Genomic DNA, 18815 nt, shown 5'->3' on the forward strand with positions numbered 1-18815 from the left:
CTCATTCCGCTGGAGCAAGCGCGGGCGGCGGCACCGAACGCCGGCGCAGGCGCGCGATGCGATCCGCGAGGCCGCGGCAAACGACATAGAAGGTCGGCGTGAAGATGAGGCCGAAAGCCGTCACGCCGATCATCCCGAAGAATACGGCGGTGCCCAAGGCTTGGCGCAGTTCCGCACCGGCGCCCTCCGCCACCAACAGCGGCAGGGAGCCGAGGATGAAGGCGAAGCTGGTCATCAGGATGGGCCGCAGGCGATCGCGCGCGGCACGGACGGCCGCCTCGACCGGCGACATACCCGCCGCCTCGTCCTGCTGCGCGAACTCCACGATCAGAATGGCGTTCTTGGCCGCGAGCGCGATCAGCACCACCAGTCCGATCTGCGTCAGGACGTTGTTGTCCATGCCGCGCAGGTTCACGCCCGCCATCGCCGCCAGCAGGCACATCGGTACGATCAGGATGATTGACAGCGGCAGGACTAGGCTTTCGAATTGAGCCGCCAGGACCAGGAACACGAACAGCACGGCCATGCCGAACACCAGCCCGGACGTGCTTCCAGCAGCCTTCTCCTGATATGCGATGCCGGTCCATTCGGTCCGGAAGCCGGCGGGCAGCACCTCGGCGGCGATCTTCTCCATGGCGGTCAGCGACTGGCCGGACGAGTAGCCGGGCGCGGTGTCGCCATCGATCTCTACTGCCGGGAAGCCGTTGTAGCGCGACACGCGATAGGGCCCGGTGCGGTCCTCAAAGGTCGTAACCGACCCGACCGGCACCATCGCGCCCGAGTTGGACCGCGCGCGCAGGTTGGCGATGTCGGCCTCGCTGGCCCGAAACGGTGCGTCGGCCTGGGCGGTCACCCGATAAGTACGGCCGAGCAGGTTGAAGTCGTTTGCGAACGCAGACCCCAAGTAGACCTGCAACGCCTCGAAGATGCGCTCCGGCGGGACGCCGAGCATGTCGGCCTTGGTCCGGTCGATGTCGGCGAACACTCGGGGCGTGGAGATGTCGAACAGGGTGTAGACCTGCTTGAGGCCGGGCGTCTGGTTGGCCTTGCCGATCAAGGCCCAGGACAGGCCCGACAGCTCCTGGAAGCTATGGCCGCCGGTGTCCTGCACCACCATCCGGTAACCGCCGGCCGAGCCGATGCCCTGGATCAGCGGCGGCGGGACGATCAGCAGGCGAGCTTCGTTGATGTCGGCTGTGCGCTTCTGCGCTTCGGCCATGATGTCCTGAAGGGACATGCCGAGTTTCTTGCGCTCCTCGAACGACTTCAGCGGCACATAGGCGGCGGCGGCATTCGGCGCCTGCGTCTGCGAGGCGCCATCGAAGCCGGCCAGCATGACCGCGCCTTCCACGCCCTTGATCGGCAGGATGCGCGAAGCGACCTTGCGCATCACCTCGTCGGTCCGTTCCAGCGAGGAGCCGGACGGGAGCTGAATCACGGTCAGGAAATAGCCCTGGTCCTGCGCCGGAATGAAGCCGGTGGGCGTGATGGAGAACAGGCCCACGGTGGCGGCGATCAGTACGGCATAGGCCGCCATCATCCGCTTGGGCGCTTGCACCAGCTGCCGGGTCAGCGCGGCATAGCGTTCGCTGAACCGTTCGAACATGCGGTTGAACCCGTCACCTGCGGCGCGCGCCCAGCCGACCAGCCGGTTGCTCGGCGGCTCGTGCGCGTGCGGCTTCAGCAGCAGGGCTGCAAGCGCCGGCGACAGGGTTAGTGACAGCAGCAATGAGATCAGCGTTGCGGCCGAGATGGTCACCGCGAACTGGTGGTAGAAGGCGCCGGACAGCCCGTTGAGGAACAGGGTCGGTAGGAACACGGCGCACAGCACCAGCACGATCGCGACCAGCGCGCCGCCGACTTCGTCCATAGAGGTCCGTGCGGCATCGAGCGCCGACATGCCCTTGGCGAGGTTGCGCTCGACATTCTCGACCACGACGATGGCGTCGTCGACCACGATGCCAATCGCCAGCACCAGCCCGAACAGCGACAGGTTGTTGAGGGAGTAGCCGACCAGCTGGAGCACGGCGAAGGTGCCGATCAGCGATACCGGAATGGCCAGTACGGGCACCACGGCCGCGCGCCAGCGCTGCAGGAACACCAGGATGACCAGCACCACCAGCACGATGGCCTCGATCAGCGTATGGCGAACCGCTTCGATCGACTGGGCGATAAACTCGGTCGGATTGTAGATCACCCTATATTCGAGCCCCGGCGGGAAGCTGCGCGAGGCGCTCTTCATCTCCGCCTCCACCGCCTGCGCGGCTGCCAGTGCGTTGGAGCCAGGCCGCTGGAACACGCCCAGCAGCACGGTCGGCTCGCCCGATAGGTAAGTGTTGGAGGCGTAGTCGGCGGCGCCGAGCTCGACCCGGGCGACATCCGAGACGCGCACCTGGCGGCCGTTGGCATCGCTGCGGATGATTACGTTGGCGAACTGCTGCGGATCGGCCAAGCGACCCTGAGTCTCGACGTTGAGCTGGTAGGCGCTGCCTGTGGCATAGGGCGGCTGCCCGAGCGTGCCGGCCGCGACTTGAACGTTCTGGGCACGAAGTGCGGCGACGATCTCGCCTGCGGTGAGGTCCAGCGCGGCGGCGCGGTTCGGGTCGATCCAGACGCGCATGGCATAATCGCGGGCGCCGAACAGCTGCACATCGCCGACCCCGTCCAGCCGCGCGATGCGGTCGCGGACCTGTGCCAGCGCATAGTTGGACATGTAGCCACGATCGAGGCTGTGATCGGGTGAGACCAGGTTCACCACCATCAGGAAGTCGGGCGAGGTCTTGCGCGTGACGACGCCGAGCCGCTGCACCTCTTGCGGCAGGCGCGGCGCGGCGATCGCAACACGGTTCTGCACCAGCACCTGTGCGGCGTTCAGGTCGGTGCCCTGCTTGAACGTCACAGTGATCGTGAGACGGCCGTCGCCAGTCGACTGCGACGACATGTAGATCATGTTGTCGACGCCATTGATCTCCTGCTCGATCGGAGCGGCGACGGTGGACGCGACGGTCTCGGCCGAGGCGCCGGGATAGCTGGCGTTCACCGTCACGGTTGGCGGTACGATGTCAGGATATTGCGAGACCGGCAGCGCGAAATAGGCGATACCGCCCATGACCGTGATCAGTACGGCGATCACCGCGGCGAAGATCGGTCGGGTGATGAAGAAACGGGACATGCGCATGGGGAGATCTCCGCGCCGGGGCGCCGGAAGGAGGAGGGAACGCCTAGCGGCCCGCGAACGTGGCCTCGCCGGTGAGCGGGCTGGGTTGGGCCGGTGCTGCAGGGGCCGCGACCGGCCGGATGACGCCGGGCCGGACCCTGACCTTCATGCCCGGCATGGCGAGCTGCGCGCCGCTGATCACCACCCGATCGGTCGTGGCAAGACCGGAGCGGACCACGCGCAGGCCGTCCAGCAAGGGACCGGTCACGACCGGCCGCGGGCTCAGGCTGCCATCCGGGGCGACCACGGTGACGACCTTCCGTGCCTGGTCCATCTGCACCGCTGCGTCGGGCACCAGCAGGGCGGAGGTCGTGCCGCCGGCGGCAAGGCGCAGGTTGCCGAACATGCCCGGGGTCAGGAACTGCCGACCGTTGTCGACCACCGCACGCAGCCGGATGGTGCCCGAGCGGGTATCCAGCGCATTGTCGGTGAAGTCGAGGCGACCGTGCCAGCGGTAGTCGGTCTCGTCCTGCAGCCGAATCAGGACCGCCGATGGTGCGGCGCCGCTTTCACGAGCCCGCCGGGCCTTGAGGAACAGCGCCTCGGATGCGTCAAAGGTGAAGTAAATGGGGTCGAGCGCGTTGATGGTGGTCAACAGAGTTGCCTCCCCGCCCGCGGCGCCACCGGAAACCAGGTTGCCGGCGTCGATCCGCCGGTCGGATACACGGCCCGTGATTGGCGCTCGGACCTGCGTGAAACCGACATCGAGCGCGCGGGAGCGGACCCGGGCATCGGCGGCGGCGAGGGTCGCCTCCGCTTGCTGCACGCGGGCACGCAGGCGATCCACGTCGCTTCGCGACACCGCATCGACGTCCAGCAGGCGGGTGGCGCGGCCGAGGTCGGCGCGAGCCAGCGCGAGGTCGCTACGGGCGCCCTGCACCGCGGCACGCGCTTCCGCCAGGGCGGCGGTGAACGGACGCGGGTCGATGGTGAAGAGCAGTTGCCCTTTGCGGACCAGGGCGCCGTCTTGGAAGTGCACGCCCACGATCGCGCCTGACACCCGCGGTCGGACCTCCACCGAACGGCTGGCTTCGAATCGGCCCGAATAGTCGTCCCATTCGGAGATCTGGCGGATCAGCGGAGCAGCGGCAGTAACGGTCGCGGGTGGCGGTGCCGCCTCGACCGGGCTGCCGCTGCCGCGGACCAGCGCCACACCCGCCAGCAGAGCCAACGGCGCGGCGAAAATCGCGACTTTCTGTTTCCTGCTCAGCCGCTTTATGTCGGCCGGTGAAGCGATTGGCTGGGCGGCGGGATCGGCGGCCGGGTTGGTCACGACGTTCATCGACCCAGCCGCCTGCGACGCGGCGCGCTCTCGCGGCTCCGGGAGATGCTCGCCTGGATAAGTTCGTACTGGTCGAGGGTGAAACCCTCGGCGACAAACGCCTTGAGCTCGCTCGACGGCACGTTCCAGTGATGGCGCCAGGCGTGAACGGCGACCCGGCGCAAGGCTTCCAGACGCGGGTGAGCCAACCGGTTCGCGCGGGTGAGGCCGAAGAGGCTCTCCAGCGCGGCGGCGATACGGCCGGGCTCACGAAGGCTGGCCAGATTATCGCGCTCGGCCATCGCAACGATCGACCACTCGAGCGGTGACAGGCGGGCGGGGGCAGGGGCGGATCCAGCAGCTTCGACCGGCACGATGGTCGGAGCGGCGGAGTGCACGTAGCGCGCCGGCTGAGTAGGCGCATAGGGCAATGGCAAGGACGCCATGGGGGTTTCCTCCTGATGGACGCAGTCCACCGGCGCCGCAGAGCAGTGCTGCGCGGCGGGGTTGGACATGAACTGGGCACAGGCAGCGGCATTGGCCGCGGCGCGGGTCGGCGCCGTCCAAGCAGTCAGCTGCAAATGGGATGGGTGGGGCCGCGCCGTTACGGCGCGCTGCTTCGCCCGGCGATGTGAATGGTCATGAGCGAGTCTTCCCCGTTGCTTCTATACTGAGCGGTATATAAAGTGCAGGAGCTCTGGTCAAGACTTCCGTACCGGCCGGTACGAATTTATTTTCCCTATTTCCCGGGCCAGATCGCGAGGCTGGTCCGAACCACCTCTTCCAGCTCGGCCTTGCTCGCCCCGCTACCCGCCTGCACCGACATGCCCTGGAGGATCGCGAGGAGGTAGTTGGTGATCCCCTGCACGTCCGTGTGCGGCGGCAGGTCGCCTTCCACCTTCGCCCGCTCCATGCGCTCGATCAGCGCCTGTTGGGAGGAGGCGCGGCGGGCAATCAGGTCGGCGCGGACCGACTCGGCCTCGGCACCGCAGCTCACGGAACTGATCACCCGCAGGCAGCCGCGCGGCTCGCACTCGCTGGTCTGCATTTCCAACGCTCCGCGCAGCAGCCGCTCGGCGACCCCGCGGGACGTCGGCGCGGCCAGCGCTTCGCCGATGTAGGCCAGTTTCTCACGCTCGTAGAGGTCAAGCGCTTTGCGGAACAAGGCTTCCTTGTTGCCGAAGGCGGCGTAGAGGCTGGGGCGGGTAATGCCCATTGCATCGGTCAGGTCCGTAAGCGACGTGCCTTCGTAGCCCTTGCTCCAGAACACGCGCAGCGCCGCCGCCAACGCCTCATCGACGTCGAACTCGCGGGGTCGGCCCTTGCAGACGCGTGACAGCGAACCTTCCATATCGTTCGGTATATAATTGCTGCGGCCCAGGAGTCCAGATGCGGTTCGCGGAGAAGGGCGTGCACGGAGGACTGCTGCCGACACCGTCCCGAGGTCAGGTTGGGGATGATCGTCTCACTCCCATATGCCGGCCATGACCGACGTGACTGTATGGTATGATGGCGCTTGCCCGCTGTGTCGGCGCGAAATCTCGATCATGCGCGGGTTGGATCGCGGCGGCGCCATCCGGTTCGTCGATCTTAGCAGCCTGGCACCCACCGATTGCCCCGCGGACCGCAGCGCGTTGCTGCAGCGCTTTCACGCCATGGAGGATGGCCGAATGCTTTCCGGCGCCGCAGCCTTCGCGGCCATGTGGCGCGCTATTCCAGTTCTGCGCCCCTTGGGCATCGCTGCCCGGCGCCCGTGGGTCTTGCGGCTGCTGGAGCGCTGCTATCTACAGTTCCTCCGGGTCCGGCCGGTGCTGCAGCGGTTGGCCGGAGGCGTAGAACGGTGAGCGAGCGCGAGGACGATGCTCAGGCGAGAGCAGTGCCAAGCGGGCGGCTCGCCCGGGTCGGTCAGTTCGGACGTCTCGCCGGCGGGGTAGCGGGTGGCATGCTGACGGAAGGTGCCCGGCGGCTCGCGGCTGGCGAGCGCCCCCGGATGACCGATCTGCTGCTTACTCCAGGTAACGTGCGCAAGCTTGCCGACCGCCTGTCACATCTGCGCGGCGCCGCCATGAAGCTCGGTCAGATGCTGTCCATGGACGCGGGTGACCTGCTGCCCGACGAGCTCACAACCGTGCTCGCGAAGCTGCGCGACAGTGCCCACCACATGCCGCCGCAGCAATTGCAGCGAGTACTCGCGAAGCAGTGGGGAAGCGACTGGCGCAAGCGCTTCACCCGGTTCGAGCCCAGGCCGATCGCTGCTGCCTCGATCGGCCAGGTGCACCGGGCACTGACCCGCGACGGGCGCCTGCTCGCCATCAAGGTGCAGTATCCCGGCGTTCGCGAGAGCATCGATGCGGACGTGGACAACGTCGCCACGCTCCTGCGGGTGTCGAGGCTGCTGCCGCCCGAACTCGACCTTGCTCCGTTGCTTGGCGAAGCAAAGCGCCAGCTGGCGAGCGAGGCCGACTACCTCCGCGAGGGCGCGCAGATGACGCGCTTCGGGACATTGCTTGCCGACGACCCCGCTTTCCTCGTTCCACAGCTCGACGCCGAGTTTACGACCGATAGCGTCCTGGCCATGACCTTCGTGGATGGCGGTCCGATCGAGGCGTTGGTCACGATGCCGCAGGAGCAACGGGACCTTGCGGCAACCAGGCTGATCCAGCTGGTCCTTGCCGAATTGTTCGCGTTCGGCGTGATGCAAACGGACCCGAACTTCGCCAATTATCGGTTCCAGGCCGACACAGGCCGGATCGTGCTGCTCGACTTCGGCGCTGTTCGGGAAGTCTCTGCGTCCACCAGCGACGCTTACCGCCGGTTGCTGCGGGCCGGCCTTGATGAGGATCGGCCGGCCTTGATCGAGGGGGCGGTGACAGCCGGTTTCTTTGGCCGCGCTGCGGTTGAACGCCATTCGAACGAGGTAAGCGCCCTGGTCGACATCATTCTGGGCGAACTCCATCGCCCTGGACCATTCGACTTCGGCGATCGCGGGTTCGTGGAAGGGCTGCGGCAGCACGGAATGATGATCGCAGCGGACAAGGCCGCATGGCACGTGCCACCCGCGGACATCCTGTTTGCGCAGCGGAAGATCAGCGGGACTGCACTGCTTGCCGCGCGCCTGAAAGCGAAGGTCGACGTTCGCTCGCTCGCGCGGGCCGCGCTGTCGCAACCCTAGCGTGACCCCGTTCACGACCGTTGGCTTGCCCGGCGCACCGTCTTACATGGCGTCTCATGGAAAGCATCGGCGGTGACCTCAGCACCATGGCGCCGCGCCCCTTCATGGAGGGGCATCTGGCAGCAATCCGCGCCATCTCGACGTCACGGGAATACCGGATCGGCGAGGTGGTCCTGGAGGCCGGCGAGGCCCTGGACCGCTTCGTTCTGGTTGAAGAGGGCGAGCTGGAGGTGGCGGATCCGGCGACCGGTAAGCGACTGCTTGCCGCCACGCTCAAGCCCGGTCAGTTCATGGGTGAGCTGTCGTTCCTCAACGGCGGGCCGATGACGCTGACCATGCGCGCCTGCGCCCCGACCCGCACGCTTGAGGCACCGCGGGCCGCCATGCTCCGGTTGATGAGCGACGTGCCGGAAATCGGCGATCATGTGCTGACCGTCTTCTCAGCCCGACGGCGGCGCATTTTCGAGGCCGGGGACAGCAGCCTGGTTGTTCGCGGAGCCGAGCGCGACCCGGCCGTCGCTCGGGTCGCCAGCTTCCTCAATCGCAACCGCATCCCTTTTCATGAGGAGCGGGACGGCGAGCCGGAGGTCAGCTGGTCCGGCACGCGCCTGGTCGATCCGACGCCGCGTGCGGTCGCCCGGCATCTCGGGCTCGACCTCAAAGCCAAGCCTCCCGGCGCACTCGACCTAGTGATCGTTGGCGCGGGGCCGGCCGGGGTGGCGGCTGCGGTCTATGCCGGAGCCGAAGGTTTGAAAGCGTTGGTGGTCGAGGACAGCGCGATCGGCGGTCAGGCGGGCACCAGCTCGCGGATCGAGAACTACATGGGGTTTCCGACCGGCATCTCGGGCGCGGACCTGACGTTCCGTGGACAAGTGCAGGCGATGAAGTTCGGCACCTGCTTCGCCATGCCGCGACGGGTGGAGAAGCTTGCGCGGCACGGCGACGGGTTCTGCGTGACCCTCGACGATGGTGAAGAACTCTGCGCGCGCTCGGTGCTGGTCGCGACCGGAGTTCAGTACCGCCGCTTGCCCATCGATCGGCTGGAGGAATTCGAAGGCGCCGGCATCTACTATGCCGCGACCGAGATGGAAGCTCGGTTCTGCGCCGAGACGGAGGTGATCGTCGTCGGAGGAGGTAACAGCGCGGGGCAGGCCGCCATGTACCTGTCTCGGGTGGCCAAGCAGGTCCATGTGCTGGTTCGCGGCACCGGCTTGGCCGAGACTATGAGCGCCTACCTCCGCGAACGCCTGGAGGCGGATCCGCGCATCACCATCCACACCGGCAGCCAGCTTCACCGGCTCGACGGCGAAGGGCACCTCGAACGCGTGGTGATTGCAACATCGTCAGGCAGCGTGGCGATTGACTGTCGTGCCCTGTTCATCATGATCGGCGCTGCGCCGAATACCGGCTGGCTGTCCGGTTTGGTCGAGCTCGACCGTCACGGGTTCGTCCGCACCGGAGCGGAGGTCGGCGCCTCCTCGAGCTTTGCGACCTCCTGCCCAGGCGTTTTCGCCGTCGGCGACGTCCGCTCAGGGTCGGTCAAGCGGGTCGCGAGCAGCGTGGGGGAAGGCTCGGTAGTGGTCAGCGCCATCTGGAGCCACATCCACGCGCCACCACCAGCATCGGTCGGCATCGGCGGCTAGCTGTTCCACCGGAACTCAGCCTGCGGGAGGCAGGCCGACCTGTAGCTCAAAGGAGTGCCGGCAGAGTTGTAGCTCAATGAATGCTGGCAAACATGTAGCCGGCGCCGCGCACAGTCTTGATCGCCTGCGGGTGGCGGGGATCTACCTCGATCTTCTGCCTCAAACGCACGATTCGCGTGTCGATCGAACGATCGAACACGTCGGCGTCCTTGTTGTGGGCAAGCTCCAGCAACTGGTCGCGGTTAAGCACGCGGTTGGGGTGCTCGACAAAGGTTCGCAGCAGGTCGAATTCCATCGCGGTCATCGGCAATTCCGAGCCGTCAGCGGCGAACAGCTTGCGGCTGTCCAAGTTCAGCCGAGCCTTGCCGATCGCCACTTCCCGACCAAGCGTGGCGGGGGTCCCGCCGTGGGAAGATGCGCGGCGGAGGACACTTCGAACCCTCGCCAGCAACTCGCGCGGATCGAACGGCTTGGTGACGTAATCGTCCGCCCCGACCTCGAGCCCAACGACCTTGTCCACCGAGTCGCTGTTGGCGGTCAGCATGATGATCCCGATCGGCCCGGCCGCGCGTAGTTCGCGGGCGATGCTGACCCCATCCTGGCCAGGCATGTTCACGTCGAGGATGGCGAGATCGACCGGTCGCTGCGCCATCAGCTCGCGAAGAGCATCGCCCCCGTCCACCGCGCTGACTGCGTAGCCGTGTCGTGAGAGGTAGGTCTGCACCAGCTCCCGGATGCCCGGCTCATCGTCCACGACCACCAGATGCGCATTCTGCGACACCTCAACCCCCCGCCCGCCAGTCACTGACACAATTGAAACAATACCACTCCTCTCACAACATCCAACAGGGACCAGGCTCCGCCAGAAGGCTTCTAGAACGGACGGCACGGAGCTCGTGATGACGCCTCTTCAGATTGACCTGGTGCAAGACAGCTTCGCGCTCATCGTCCCGCGGCGAACAGAGGCTGCGGCGATCTTCTACGAACGCCTTTTTGTATTGGCGCCGGAGACCCGTGCGCTGTTCAAGAACGATCTCGCTGAGCAGGGCCGCAAGCTGATGCAGGTGCTTGTTACGATCGTCCGCAACTTCGACGATCTCGGACCGCTGCTCGACTCGGTGGACTATCTGGCGCAGCGCCACGTCGGTTACGGCGTCCGGGACGAGCATTACGCGATTGTCGGAGAGGCGCTCATTGAAACGCTCCGCGAATGCCTCGGCGTCAGCTTCGACGAACGTACGGAACGGGCCTGGGGCTATGCCTACACGATCCTCAGCGGTCGCATGATCCGGGCCGCGCGAGAGTGGCGCGATTTAGCCGCCTGAGTCGCCGGCCAGCTCGGCCAGCAGGTCGCGGATGCTCTGGCGGCTGAACGGCTTCTCGATGAAGGGCCGCCCCGCGTCGCCGAGGAAACGGACCGCGGCCGGCCCCAGCGTGTCGCCGGTGACGTAACCAAGGCGGCTGGCCATCCGGGGTCGATTGGCGGCAAGCCACTTCAACAGCGTCGGTCCGTCGACATCCGGCATCCTGAGGTCAGACAGAATGATGTCGAACTCCTGAGCGGTTGCCAGCTCGATCGCCTCGCGGCCGCTGTTCACTACCGTGCAGCCGTATCCCTCGCGCTCGAGGAAACGGGCGAGCGAGTCCGCAAGCTCGGGCTCGTCGTCGACGACCATGGCTTTGCCCACCCGAGCAGGTGTCTTCGTGACCGGTGGGGGCGCCGTTGCTTCTGGCGCGGCGTTGACCGGCAATTCAATCAGGAATGTCGCACCCTCCTCGCTGTTTTCGAGCAGCAGGTTGCCCCCATGCGCCTCGATTACCCCGTGGCTGAAGGACAGGCCGATGCCCGTTCCCGCGCCCTGCGGCTTCGTCGTGAAGAATGGCTCGAAGATGCGGCGCGCGATGTCGGGCGGAATACCGGGGCCATTGTCCGCGACCTTGATGCAGACGCGTTCCTTTTCCGGGTTGTAGTGGGTCGAAACCCGGATCTCGCGCACCTTGTCGACTTCCTGCAGCGCCTGCTGGGCGTTGATCAGCAGGTTCACGAGCACCTGGTGGAGCTGATCATTGTCCGCCGCGACCGGCGGCAGCCCGGCCTCGAACTCGGTGCTGACCCTGATGCCGTTGCTGCGCATGCCGTAATGGGTGAGCTCGACCGCAGCACGGGCAACCGATTCCACGTCCAGGCGAACGCGTTCGGGCGGCCGCTGTCGGGCCATGGCGAGGAACGTCTGCACGATCCGGGAGCAGCGGTCCGCCGATTTGCGGATGCGCCGCGCGCTGGCGGCGAATGGCGTGTCCTCCGCATCTTCCTCCAGCAGGATCGCCTCGCCGACGACAACTGCCAGAGGGTTGTTGAGCTCATGGCTGACCCCGGCGAGCAGCGAGCCCAATGCGGTCAGCTTCTCCGACTGCACCAGCGCCTCGCGCGATCGAATCAGCGCCTCCTCGGCCACCTTCTGGGCCGTGATATCGACATAGACGCCGCCTATCTGCGTGAGCGCGCCGGTTTCGTCCGGTACCGGGAAACGCGTATTGAGGCCGTAGACCCGCCCCACGGCTAGGTCGAAGACCTGCTCATCGGTGCGCGGTATGCCCGCTGCGAGAACGTCGCGTTCGAGGGCGGAGCCGGCAATCGCGACTTCGGGTGGAGCGACCTCCTCCGCTGTCTTCCCGATGATCTGGTCGATGGACAAACCGAGGTTGGTAGCAGCCTGTTGGTTCACCAGCAGGTAGCGGCCTTCGGCATCCTTCAGGAACATAGTCAGCGGCGCGTGCTGCATGAAGGCTGCCAGCCGTGCCTCGCTGGCGCGCAGGCGGCGCTCGGCGGCGATCCGGTCGGTCGTGTCCAGGATGACTCCGCCGATATAACGGTGCGCGCCATCCTCGTCCTTGACCGGGAAGCGGATGCTCAGTCCCGATCGGAGCCCGATGCTAGTCTTGAACTCGCTTTCCCTGATCTGGGGCTCGCCTGTCTCCCGGATCAGCCGATCGGTCCTGGCCAGCTCTTCCGCTGCCGCCGGATCGATCAGGTCCATCGGGCGAAGGCCGATGAGGGCCTCCGGCGTGGTCTCGAACCGATCCGCGAGGAATCGGTTCACGAGGACGAAGCGCCCGTCCTCGTCCTTCAGGTACATCGCCGCAGGGGCGTGATCGAGGAACCCGGTCAGCTTCGCTTCGCTGTCCCGGAGCTTCCTCTCTGCTTCGACGCGATCGGTGACGTCGATCAGCACCACGCCGATGTGCGTGATCTCCCCGTGGAGATCGCGGATCGGAAAGCGCGTCGAAACGACGTGGGTGACCCGGTCGCGGATGTGGAACGTCTGCTCGGTGACCAGCGGCTGGCCCGTCTCGAGGACCTGCCGATCGAGTTCGGTCACCTCGTCTGCCTCGTCAGCCCTGACAACGTTCCTGGCATCCCCGCCGATGAGCACGGAGGCCGGCTGCCCCATCATCGTGCCGGTATAGTCGTTGACCCGCTCGTAGCGGCCGTCGGTGGACTTCAAGTACATGGCCGCTGGGGCGTGCTTGAAGAATGCTTCAAGCCGAGCCTCGCTTTCACGCAGCGAATCTTCGGTTTCCCTCTGCTCGGTCAGGTCGCGGACCGAGGCCGTGAAAATCCTCTTGCCTGATGGCGTACGCGCTTCAGTGAGGGCAAGTTCCGCCGGGAAGATCGACCCGTCCGACCGCATGGCTTGGACGTTCACGCGCTTGCCCACGACGCGCGGCTCACCTCCGCCGACATAGCGCGCGAGGCCGCTGTCGTGGGCATGTCGGTGGTGCGGCGGAACGATCAACTCGGCAATCGGGCTGCCGAGTGCCTCCTCGCGCGAGTAGCCGAAGGCGGCTTCGGCGGCGGGGTTGAACTCGAGCACGATGCCCTGCTCGTCAATCACCACGATGCAGTCGAGCGAAGCGGCAAAGACGGATGCCAGCATCGCTTCAGTATCTTCAGCCATTTATTGCAGCCCCTGAGCTAACAAGCTCCTAGCATGAGGCGCCACCGGCTGAAACGGACCTCTCGCGATTTCTGGCTGGAGCGGCGGCGTGACGGGGCGGTCACTTCAGGCGGCTGCTGGACCGCGGCGCATGGCTCCGAGCCAGGTTCACCAGCTCCGGACAATGAAAAGCGACGTTGCCACGAAGCTCGCGAACACGATCGCGAACGGGTGAGCTGCCAGCTTGTCCACCAAGTTGAAAAACGACATTTCAGCGTTCCTGTTCGATAGGCCGTCGTTCGCCGGCGCAAGCCGGCGCGACTGCAGGCGCTCAGGCAAAGGTCTGGTCGGCCGGAAGCATCTCGTACCCAGCCACCAAGATAGCGAAGGTGAGAAGCGCGATGCCGACCATCATGGCGTACAGCTTGGCGGTCATCCCGTGGGACTGGCCCGCCCGTGCTGGCCTGGTGTGCTCGAGATTATGCATCTTTGCTGTCCCGCGCCGCGTGGGCGATGGTGGTCCCGCCAGTCACGATGGAGTGCGATGTCGCGACGGACAGGTCCGAGCTTGACGCGAATAGCGGCGCGGCGGCGCCGATCGCGGTGGCCGAGCAGCAGAGCGAAGCGAACACGATCGCGGTCCTGCGCAGGGCTGCGGGCGAATTGTTGTGGCTGTTCATGGTAATGCTCCCCTTGGTCGTAGGCTGTTCGTTTGATGGCAGCCATTTGGGGGAGCGACGTTGCAGCGATATGCTGCCGAACGCGCTGCTTTGTTTCAATTGTAGCAGGAAGCGACCTACTTGCCGCTTCCTTGCCACGAACTTGCCTGCGGTCGCCTAGTCAACGGTACACAGCGGCACGTAGCGCTCGGACTTACCGCTCACGGGATCGACCGACACCAACAGCACCCATTCATTGTCAAACAACCTTTGCAGCACAGGGTTGCGGTCGATCACCGTCTCGATTCGGTCGATCGGGGCATGGACGATGGTCAGCAGGCGTTGCGGCACATGGAACGGCAAGCCGGCGTCGTGGAACAGCGATTGCCGCGGCAGCCCGACCCGCAGGTCCCCGCCGTTGCCTTGCACCACACCGATTCCCCCGAGCACGTTGTGCACGATCTTGTCGCCAGCGCCGAAGCGGTCGTTGTCGACCGTAGCGAACAGATACTGGCAGTTGATCCATTGCGCGACGACCATCGGCGCGGTCAGGATCGTGGTCAGTGAGGTGCCGTCCGGATCAGTGCGCCAGTCATAGCTGTGGAGGAATGCGCGGCCATCCAGGTCGAGGTTCTTGGTCAGGCTTCTCGGGCCGACAACGAACGCCGCGTTGCCGGCGAGGCCCCATTCCGGCCGCACTTCGCCCCAATGCGCCGCACCGACGGCAAGGTCCCCGGGGGCGCATCCAAGCTTCTTGCTTCGGATATCACGGCACTTGGCACCGGCTGCTTCGAGCGAGCGCAACAACTTGGCGACGTCCTGCTGGTGAGTGGCCGGCAAGCGCTCACGGTCGAGCAGCAGCACGTCGTCGCACGTCGTGTCATGCTCCGCCGCGACAAACAGGGTGTCCACGGCGATCCTGAAACCCTCGGCAGCCAAGCCCTCACGAACCGCCGGCCTGTTCAGGATGGTCGCGAGCAGACGGGCATTCTGACCGCCGGGATGACCGCCGCAAGCACCACAATGCAGTGCTGAGAGGTAGGGGTTGTTCACCGCACGTCCGGCATGGCCCACCAGCACGAACAGACGGGAAGTGACTTCTTTCAGGCCGGTAAGAGTGAACAGCCCCTTCGCATATTCGACCTGTGCCACGACTGGCACGTCCAGGTCGATTTCAGTGGGCTCATCACCCTGGCGGTGTCTTGCTGGCGCGAAGGTGCGAAGCAACATGGAGAGCGCAGCGGGAATCCCGCTGGCCTCGGCGGTCGTGAAGGTTGTCGCAAGACCATCCTTCAACGTGCCGAGCAGACCGCTCCAACCCTTTCGGATGGGCCGCTTGGCCGACGCCGGGATGACTTCTCGAAGCTCGTGGGCCGGCTGCAGCAGGACCGGCAGTTGCTTGCGCAGAGGACCGCCATCGTCGGGCTGCACGGCAATGGGCAAGCCGAAGAAGCCGGCATAACCGATCGTCTCGTAATCGCCCGCTGCCTCGATCGCCCGGCGTATCGGTTCCGAGCGCACATCGATGCAGAAAGCCAGCAGCGCCTCCGCTGGCTCAGACCTGCTCGTGGCTGCGGCTTGCACGTGCAGCTGCTTGACCAGCCGGTCGCGATAGTGCCGTTCCGCCGCCCGCATGAAGATCAGGCCGAGTTGCGTTTCATCAAGCGACGCGATGTCGTTCAGGGACCGCCGTGCCTGGATGGTCAACGGTTGCTTCTCGGGAGCGAAGCCGAAGGCGCGGAGGTCTGGTGCTATGCCTCTTGCTGCGGCTCGGTTGGGCAGCTCCGCAAGCCGCGGGTCGGTTCGCACGACCGTTGTCCAAAGGGCGAGAAGGTCGGCCATGCCAGCCGGCGCGTTGCGGACTAAATCCACGGGCGCATGCTCGTTGCGCCACCGGATGTGGCCGGCCCAACCGGGCAGCCTGGCCACGAGGCGCTTCATCAGCTCGCTCTGCTTGGCGCTGGAAAGGGCAAGTGATGCGAGGTTCTGCTGCGTCGCCTCGAGCGGATCGAAACTAAGCGACGTCGGCCTGAACGGCGGTTGCTGGGCCTTGCTGGCGAGCTCGGTGAAGTCGGGGTCCCTGGCCAACAGCGGAAGAATGGCGCCGAACAAGCCGGCGCCACGATTGGGCATCAGGTTCGCAGCCTTTTCGGCAAAGAAGGCACCGCACCATTTCGCCACCAGGGCATCAGCCGCTGCATACCGCTTGTCGCTGGTGAGTTCGGACGAGGAAGACTGGCGCAGCCTGGCCATCAGGAGATCGAGGCGCGAAACGTCCGGACCGATCGGCTGTAGAGCCCTCTCGAAGCCTCCGAGGAATTCAACCGCCGCTTCCTTCAGCGCCGCTTCACTGAAGGCGCCACCCGCCATCAGGGTGCGCCAAGAGGCGGGCGGCAGAGTTGTGCGAGCATCCAAAACATCGGCTGCCTCGACAACTGCCTCGGTGAAGGGCCGACCCTCGAACCCGGCGAGCGGGTTGACGGCGATCGCGCTCTCGAGTGGCCAGAGCGGCGGCACGATCGCGCCGGCTTCCGCCACAAGTCGCGCAGTTTCATCCAGTGTCGGGCGGGTTGTGAAAGCGGAGGCGGGTGCGGGCTTGTTCACCGTGATTCTCCTGATCAGCGGGCGTGTAAGGCGCCGGAGTTGACGAGACGGACGTAGGCCGTTGGGGGCAGGCCGCGGGTGGCCATCAGGCGCTGCCCAACCCAGCCAGCAAGAAGCACTGCCAGCACGCCGAACTGCATGGCACTGCCGAATGCGGCATGCTCGGTCGGCAGCAGGCGACCCATGGCGTGCGCGCCGGCCAGTCCGAGCGACAGCAGCGCTGCGGCGGACACCAGGTAGGGCCAAGTCCGCCAGCTGCGCACGAGGCTGAGCGTCGAGAGCGCGGTGGCTAGTGCGAGCAGTTGCGGTATCAGTGCGGGGTTGCTCGTGCCCTGAGCAGCCATCGCGACCGCAACTGCGAGGGTCGTGAGCGCGATGACCGCGGCCTGGGTGGGACGGCGGACAGCCGCTTGTCGCGGGTCGGTCATGCCGATGGTGGCGCCTGAACCCAGGAACAGGCTCGCCTTGAACAAGCCGTGGGCAACGAGGTGCCAGAGGGCCGCGCCGTAAGCACCAAGGCCGCAGGTCATGAGCATGAATCCCATCTGCGACACGGTTGAACCCGCCAACGCTCCCTTGACGTCCGGTCGGACCAGCATGACGGCGCCGCCGTAGAGGGCTGACACGGTTCCAAGCACAATAAGTCCGAACTGGACCGCGGGCACGAGGTCGAGCAGCCCGGCGAAGCGGATGAGCAGAAATCCGCCGCCATTGACGAAACCCCCGTGCATCAAGGCCGACACGGGTGTGGGCGCCGACATGGACCCCAGCAGCCAGCGGTGGAAAGGTAGCAGCGCGCAGCGCACAGCAACGGCGACGACGAGCAAGGCGCCTACGACATAGGTCAGCAAGGCCGGCATGTCGGCGGCTGCCGCGACGACCGACGCTATCCGCAGATGCCCCGTCCCAAGCGCCAGGATCGCACCGGCGACAAGCAGAGCCGCGTCACCGACGATGAACGAACGTCGGCAGCGCTGGGCAGCAAGCTGTGCCTCCTTACAATTGGACAGGTGCCCCACCAGACGGACCAGCAGCTGGCCGCTGGCAATCCAGGCGACCCCAAGCGTGATGAGGTCGGTGGGGAAGGCCAGCAAGACGGTCAGCAGGCCGAACCCGGCAACCTCAAGCGCGAACAAGCCTCTCCTTGGGTCCGCGCGCATGTAACGTTCGGAGAAGGCGAGCACGACCGTGGTGATGAAAAGGGTGAGCGTGGCGAGGACCAGGCCGACCGGATCAAAGCCGCCGAAGCCGAGCGCCGCGCCACACAAGAGAACGGCCCCGACTCCTAACGTCAGCATTGCACCCCGCGTCATGGAAGGGGGCAGGTCGTGCATGGCAACGGTCGTCATCGCGGCTCCTTCGAACACCACGGCAACTCTGCTGCTGCAGCTCCCATTGAGCAAACGAGTTGTTGAAATGGCAACCATTGATGGCGTAAATGGATTGATGAACCGCAACCTGGACTTGGACCTGCTGCGCTGCTTCTCGGTGATTGCAGCCGAGGGTAGTTTTACCAAGGCCGGCGAGCGGCTGGGCCGAACGCAGTCGACCATCAGCCTCCAGGTGAAGCGCCTGGAGGAGCAGCTTGGCCTGAGCCTGTTCGACCGCACGTCGAGGTCATTGGCCCTTACTCCGGACGGAGACCGCTTGCTGGGTCCGGCTCGCGAACTGCTCCGCCTACACGACGTGACGCTGGCGAAAATCACCGAGCCAGATTTCTCCGGCGTCGTTCGCCTCGGTGTGCCCGAGGACTTCGCGACAGCGCACTTGCCGCAGGTCCTCGCTGCTTTTGCCGAGGCTCACCCGTTGGTTGACCTGGAGGTCACCTGCGACCTGACGCTCAACCTGCTGGAGCGATTTCGCGCGGGTGACTTCGACCTTGTGCTGGTCAAGCGGGAGCCCAAAGGTAGCGGCGGCGGCGCGCGGGTGTGGCGTGAAGCGCTGCTATGGGTTGCCCGACCGTCATTTCCGATCCGGGAGATCGATCCGCTGCCGCTGGTGGTCTCGCCTACTCCCTGCGTCTACCGCAAGCGCGCGTGCGATGCGCTGAACGCCATTGGGCGCCGCTGGCGCGTAGCCTACACTTCAACAAGCTTGGCGGGTGCTCAATCAGCAGTCAGAGCTGGTTTAGGAATAACCGTTCTTCCGCAGAACATGATCCCGGCAGGGCTCGAGCCAGTGTCGCCCGCGGCAATGCTTCCTGCGCTGCACGACACGGAGGTCGCATTGCTCGTGGCGCATGCACCGGCAGAACCGGCGCGGCGCTTAGCTCAGCATATTCGAGACGCGCTCAGCCACTGAAGCGCCTCTTCTGGAAACCG

General features: G+C 65.9%; 15 protein-coding genes. 5 read left to right on the forward strand and 10 right to left on the reverse strand.

Annotated features, from left to right (window positions below; genetic code table 11):
• Window position 1: 1 nt before the first annotated feature.
• The 4 genes from OMW55_RS02760 to OMW55_RS02775 all read right to left on the reverse strand — a co-directional run bounded on the left by OMW55_RS02760 (window position 2) and on the right by OMW55_RS02775 (window position 5829).
• A complete protein-coding gene (locus OMW55_RS02760; protein ID WP_264880642.1) occupies window positions 2-3178 on the reverse strand; it encodes an efflux RND transporter permease subunit in 3177 nt (1058 codons plus the stop codon).
• Between the two features lie 43 nt (window positions 3179-3221).
• Window positions 3222-4499, reverse strand: coding sequence for an efflux RND transporter periplasmic adaptor subunit (locus OMW55_RS02765; protein ID WP_264880644.1), 1278 nt, complete (start codon window positions 4497-4499; stop codon window positions 3222-3224).
• The gene (locus OMW55_RS02770) at window positions 4496-4924 is read right to left on the reverse strand and encodes a hypothetical protein (RefSeq protein WP_264880645.1); all 429 of its coding nucleotides are present in this window, start codon (window positions 4922-4924) and stop codon (window positions 4496-4498) included. The genes OMW55_RS02765 and OMW55_RS02770 overlap by 4 nt, the downstream gene beginning before the upstream one ends.
• Before the next feature lie 293 nt (window positions 4925-5217).
• Window positions 5218-5829: a TetR/AcrR family transcriptional regulator gene (locus tag OMW55_RS02775; protein WP_264880646.1), complete on the reverse strand. Its 612-nt coding sequence runs from the start codon at window positions 5827-5829 to the stop codon at window positions 5218-5220.
• A 133-nt stretch (window positions 5830-5962) separates the two neighbouring features.
• Between OMW55_RS02775 and OMW55_RS02780 the strand changes: the two genes are divergently transcribed.
• The 3 genes from OMW55_RS02780 to OMW55_RS02790 are packed head-to-tail and all read left to right on the forward strand — an operon-like array spanning window position 5963 to window position 9293.
• The gene (locus tag OMW55_RS02780; RefSeq protein ID WP_264880647.1) at window positions 5963-6322 is read left to right on the forward strand and encodes a thiol-disulfide oxidoreductase DCC family protein; all 360 of its coding nucleotides are present in this window, start codon (window positions 5963-5965) and stop codon (window positions 6320-6322) included.
• Window positions 6319-7650: an ABC1 kinase family protein gene (locus tag OMW55_RS02785; protein ID WP_264880649.1), complete on the forward strand. Its 1332-nt coding sequence runs from the start codon at window positions 6319-6321 to the stop codon at window positions 7648-7650. Before OMW55_RS02780 ends, OMW55_RS02785 begins: the two co-directional genes overlap by 4 nt.
• Before the next feature lie 56 nt (window positions 7651-7706).
• Window positions 7707-9293, forward strand: a complete 1587-nt coding sequence (locus OMW55_RS02790; protein WP_264880651.1) for an FAD-dependent oxidoreductase — start codon at window positions 7707-7709, stop codon at window positions 9291-9293.
• 73 nt (window positions 9294-9366) lie between these two features.
• Here OMW55_RS02790 and OMW55_RS02795 read toward each other — a convergent pair whose 3' ends face one another.
• On the reverse strand, window positions 9367-10074 hold the full coding sequence (locus tag OMW55_RS02795) for a response regulator (RefSeq protein ID WP_264880652.1): 708 nt from the start codon (window positions 10072-10074) through the stop codon (window positions 9367-9369).
• A gap of 118 nt (window positions 10075-10192) precedes the next feature.
• Between OMW55_RS02795 and OMW55_RS02800 the strand changes: the two genes are divergently transcribed.
• A complete protein-coding gene (locus OMW55_RS02800) occupies window positions 10193-10618 on the forward strand; it encodes a globin family protein (RefSeq protein WP_264880654.1) in 426 nt (141 codons plus the stop codon).
• Here OMW55_RS02800 and OMW55_RS02805 read toward each other — a convergent pair.
• The 5 genes from OMW55_RS02805 to OMW55_RS02825 all read right to left on the reverse strand — a co-directional run bounded on the left by OMW55_RS02805 (window position 10607) and on the right by OMW55_RS02825 (window position 17843).
• On the reverse strand, window positions 10607-13252 hold the full coding sequence (locus OMW55_RS02805) for a PAS domain S-box protein (protein WP_264880655.1): 2646 nt from the start codon (window positions 13250-13252) through the stop codon (window positions 10607-10609). The genes OMW55_RS02800 and OMW55_RS02805 overlap by 12 nt on opposite strands.
• Before the next feature lie 310 nt (window positions 13253-13562).
• A complete protein-coding gene (locus OMW55_RS02810; protein ID WP_264880656.1) occupies window positions 13563-13718 on the reverse strand; it encodes a hypothetical protein in 156 nt (51 codons plus the stop codon).
• The gene (locus tag OMW55_RS02815) at window positions 13711-13911 is read right to left on the reverse strand and encodes a hypothetical protein (RefSeq protein WP_264880657.1); all 201 of its coding nucleotides are present in this window, start codon (window positions 13909-13911) and stop codon (window positions 13711-13713) included. The genes OMW55_RS02810 and OMW55_RS02815 overlap by 8 nt, the downstream gene beginning before the upstream one ends.
• Before the next feature lie 156 nt (window positions 13912-14067).
• The gene (locus OMW55_RS02820; protein ID WP_264880659.1) at window positions 14068-16494 is read right to left on the reverse strand and encodes a DUF2309 domain-containing protein; all 2427 of its coding nucleotides are present in this window, start codon (window positions 16492-16494) and stop codon (window positions 14068-14070) included.
• Between the two features lie 14 nt (window positions 16495-16508).
• Window positions 16509-17843, reverse strand: a complete 1335-nt coding sequence (locus OMW55_RS02825; RefSeq protein WP_264880661.1) for a proton-conducting transporter transmembrane domain-containing protein — start codon at window positions 17841-17843, stop codon at window positions 16509-16511.
• Window positions 17844-17910: 67 nt separating this feature from the next.
• Here OMW55_RS02825 and OMW55_RS02830 point away from each other — a divergent pair, with 67 nt between their 5' ends.
• The gene (locus OMW55_RS02830) at window positions 17911-18795 is read left to right on the forward strand and encodes a LysR family transcriptional regulator (RefSeq protein ID WP_264880662.1); all 885 of its coding nucleotides are present in this window, start codon (window positions 17911-17913) and stop codon (window positions 18793-18795) included.
• Window positions 18796-18815: the final 20 nt, after the last annotated feature.

It is taken from the genome of Sphingomonas arvum, from assembly GCF_026013565.1.
Lineage (GTDB): Bacteria > Pseudomonadota > Alphaproteobacteria > Sphingomonadales > Sphingomonadaceae > Sphingomicrobium > Sphingomicrobium arvum.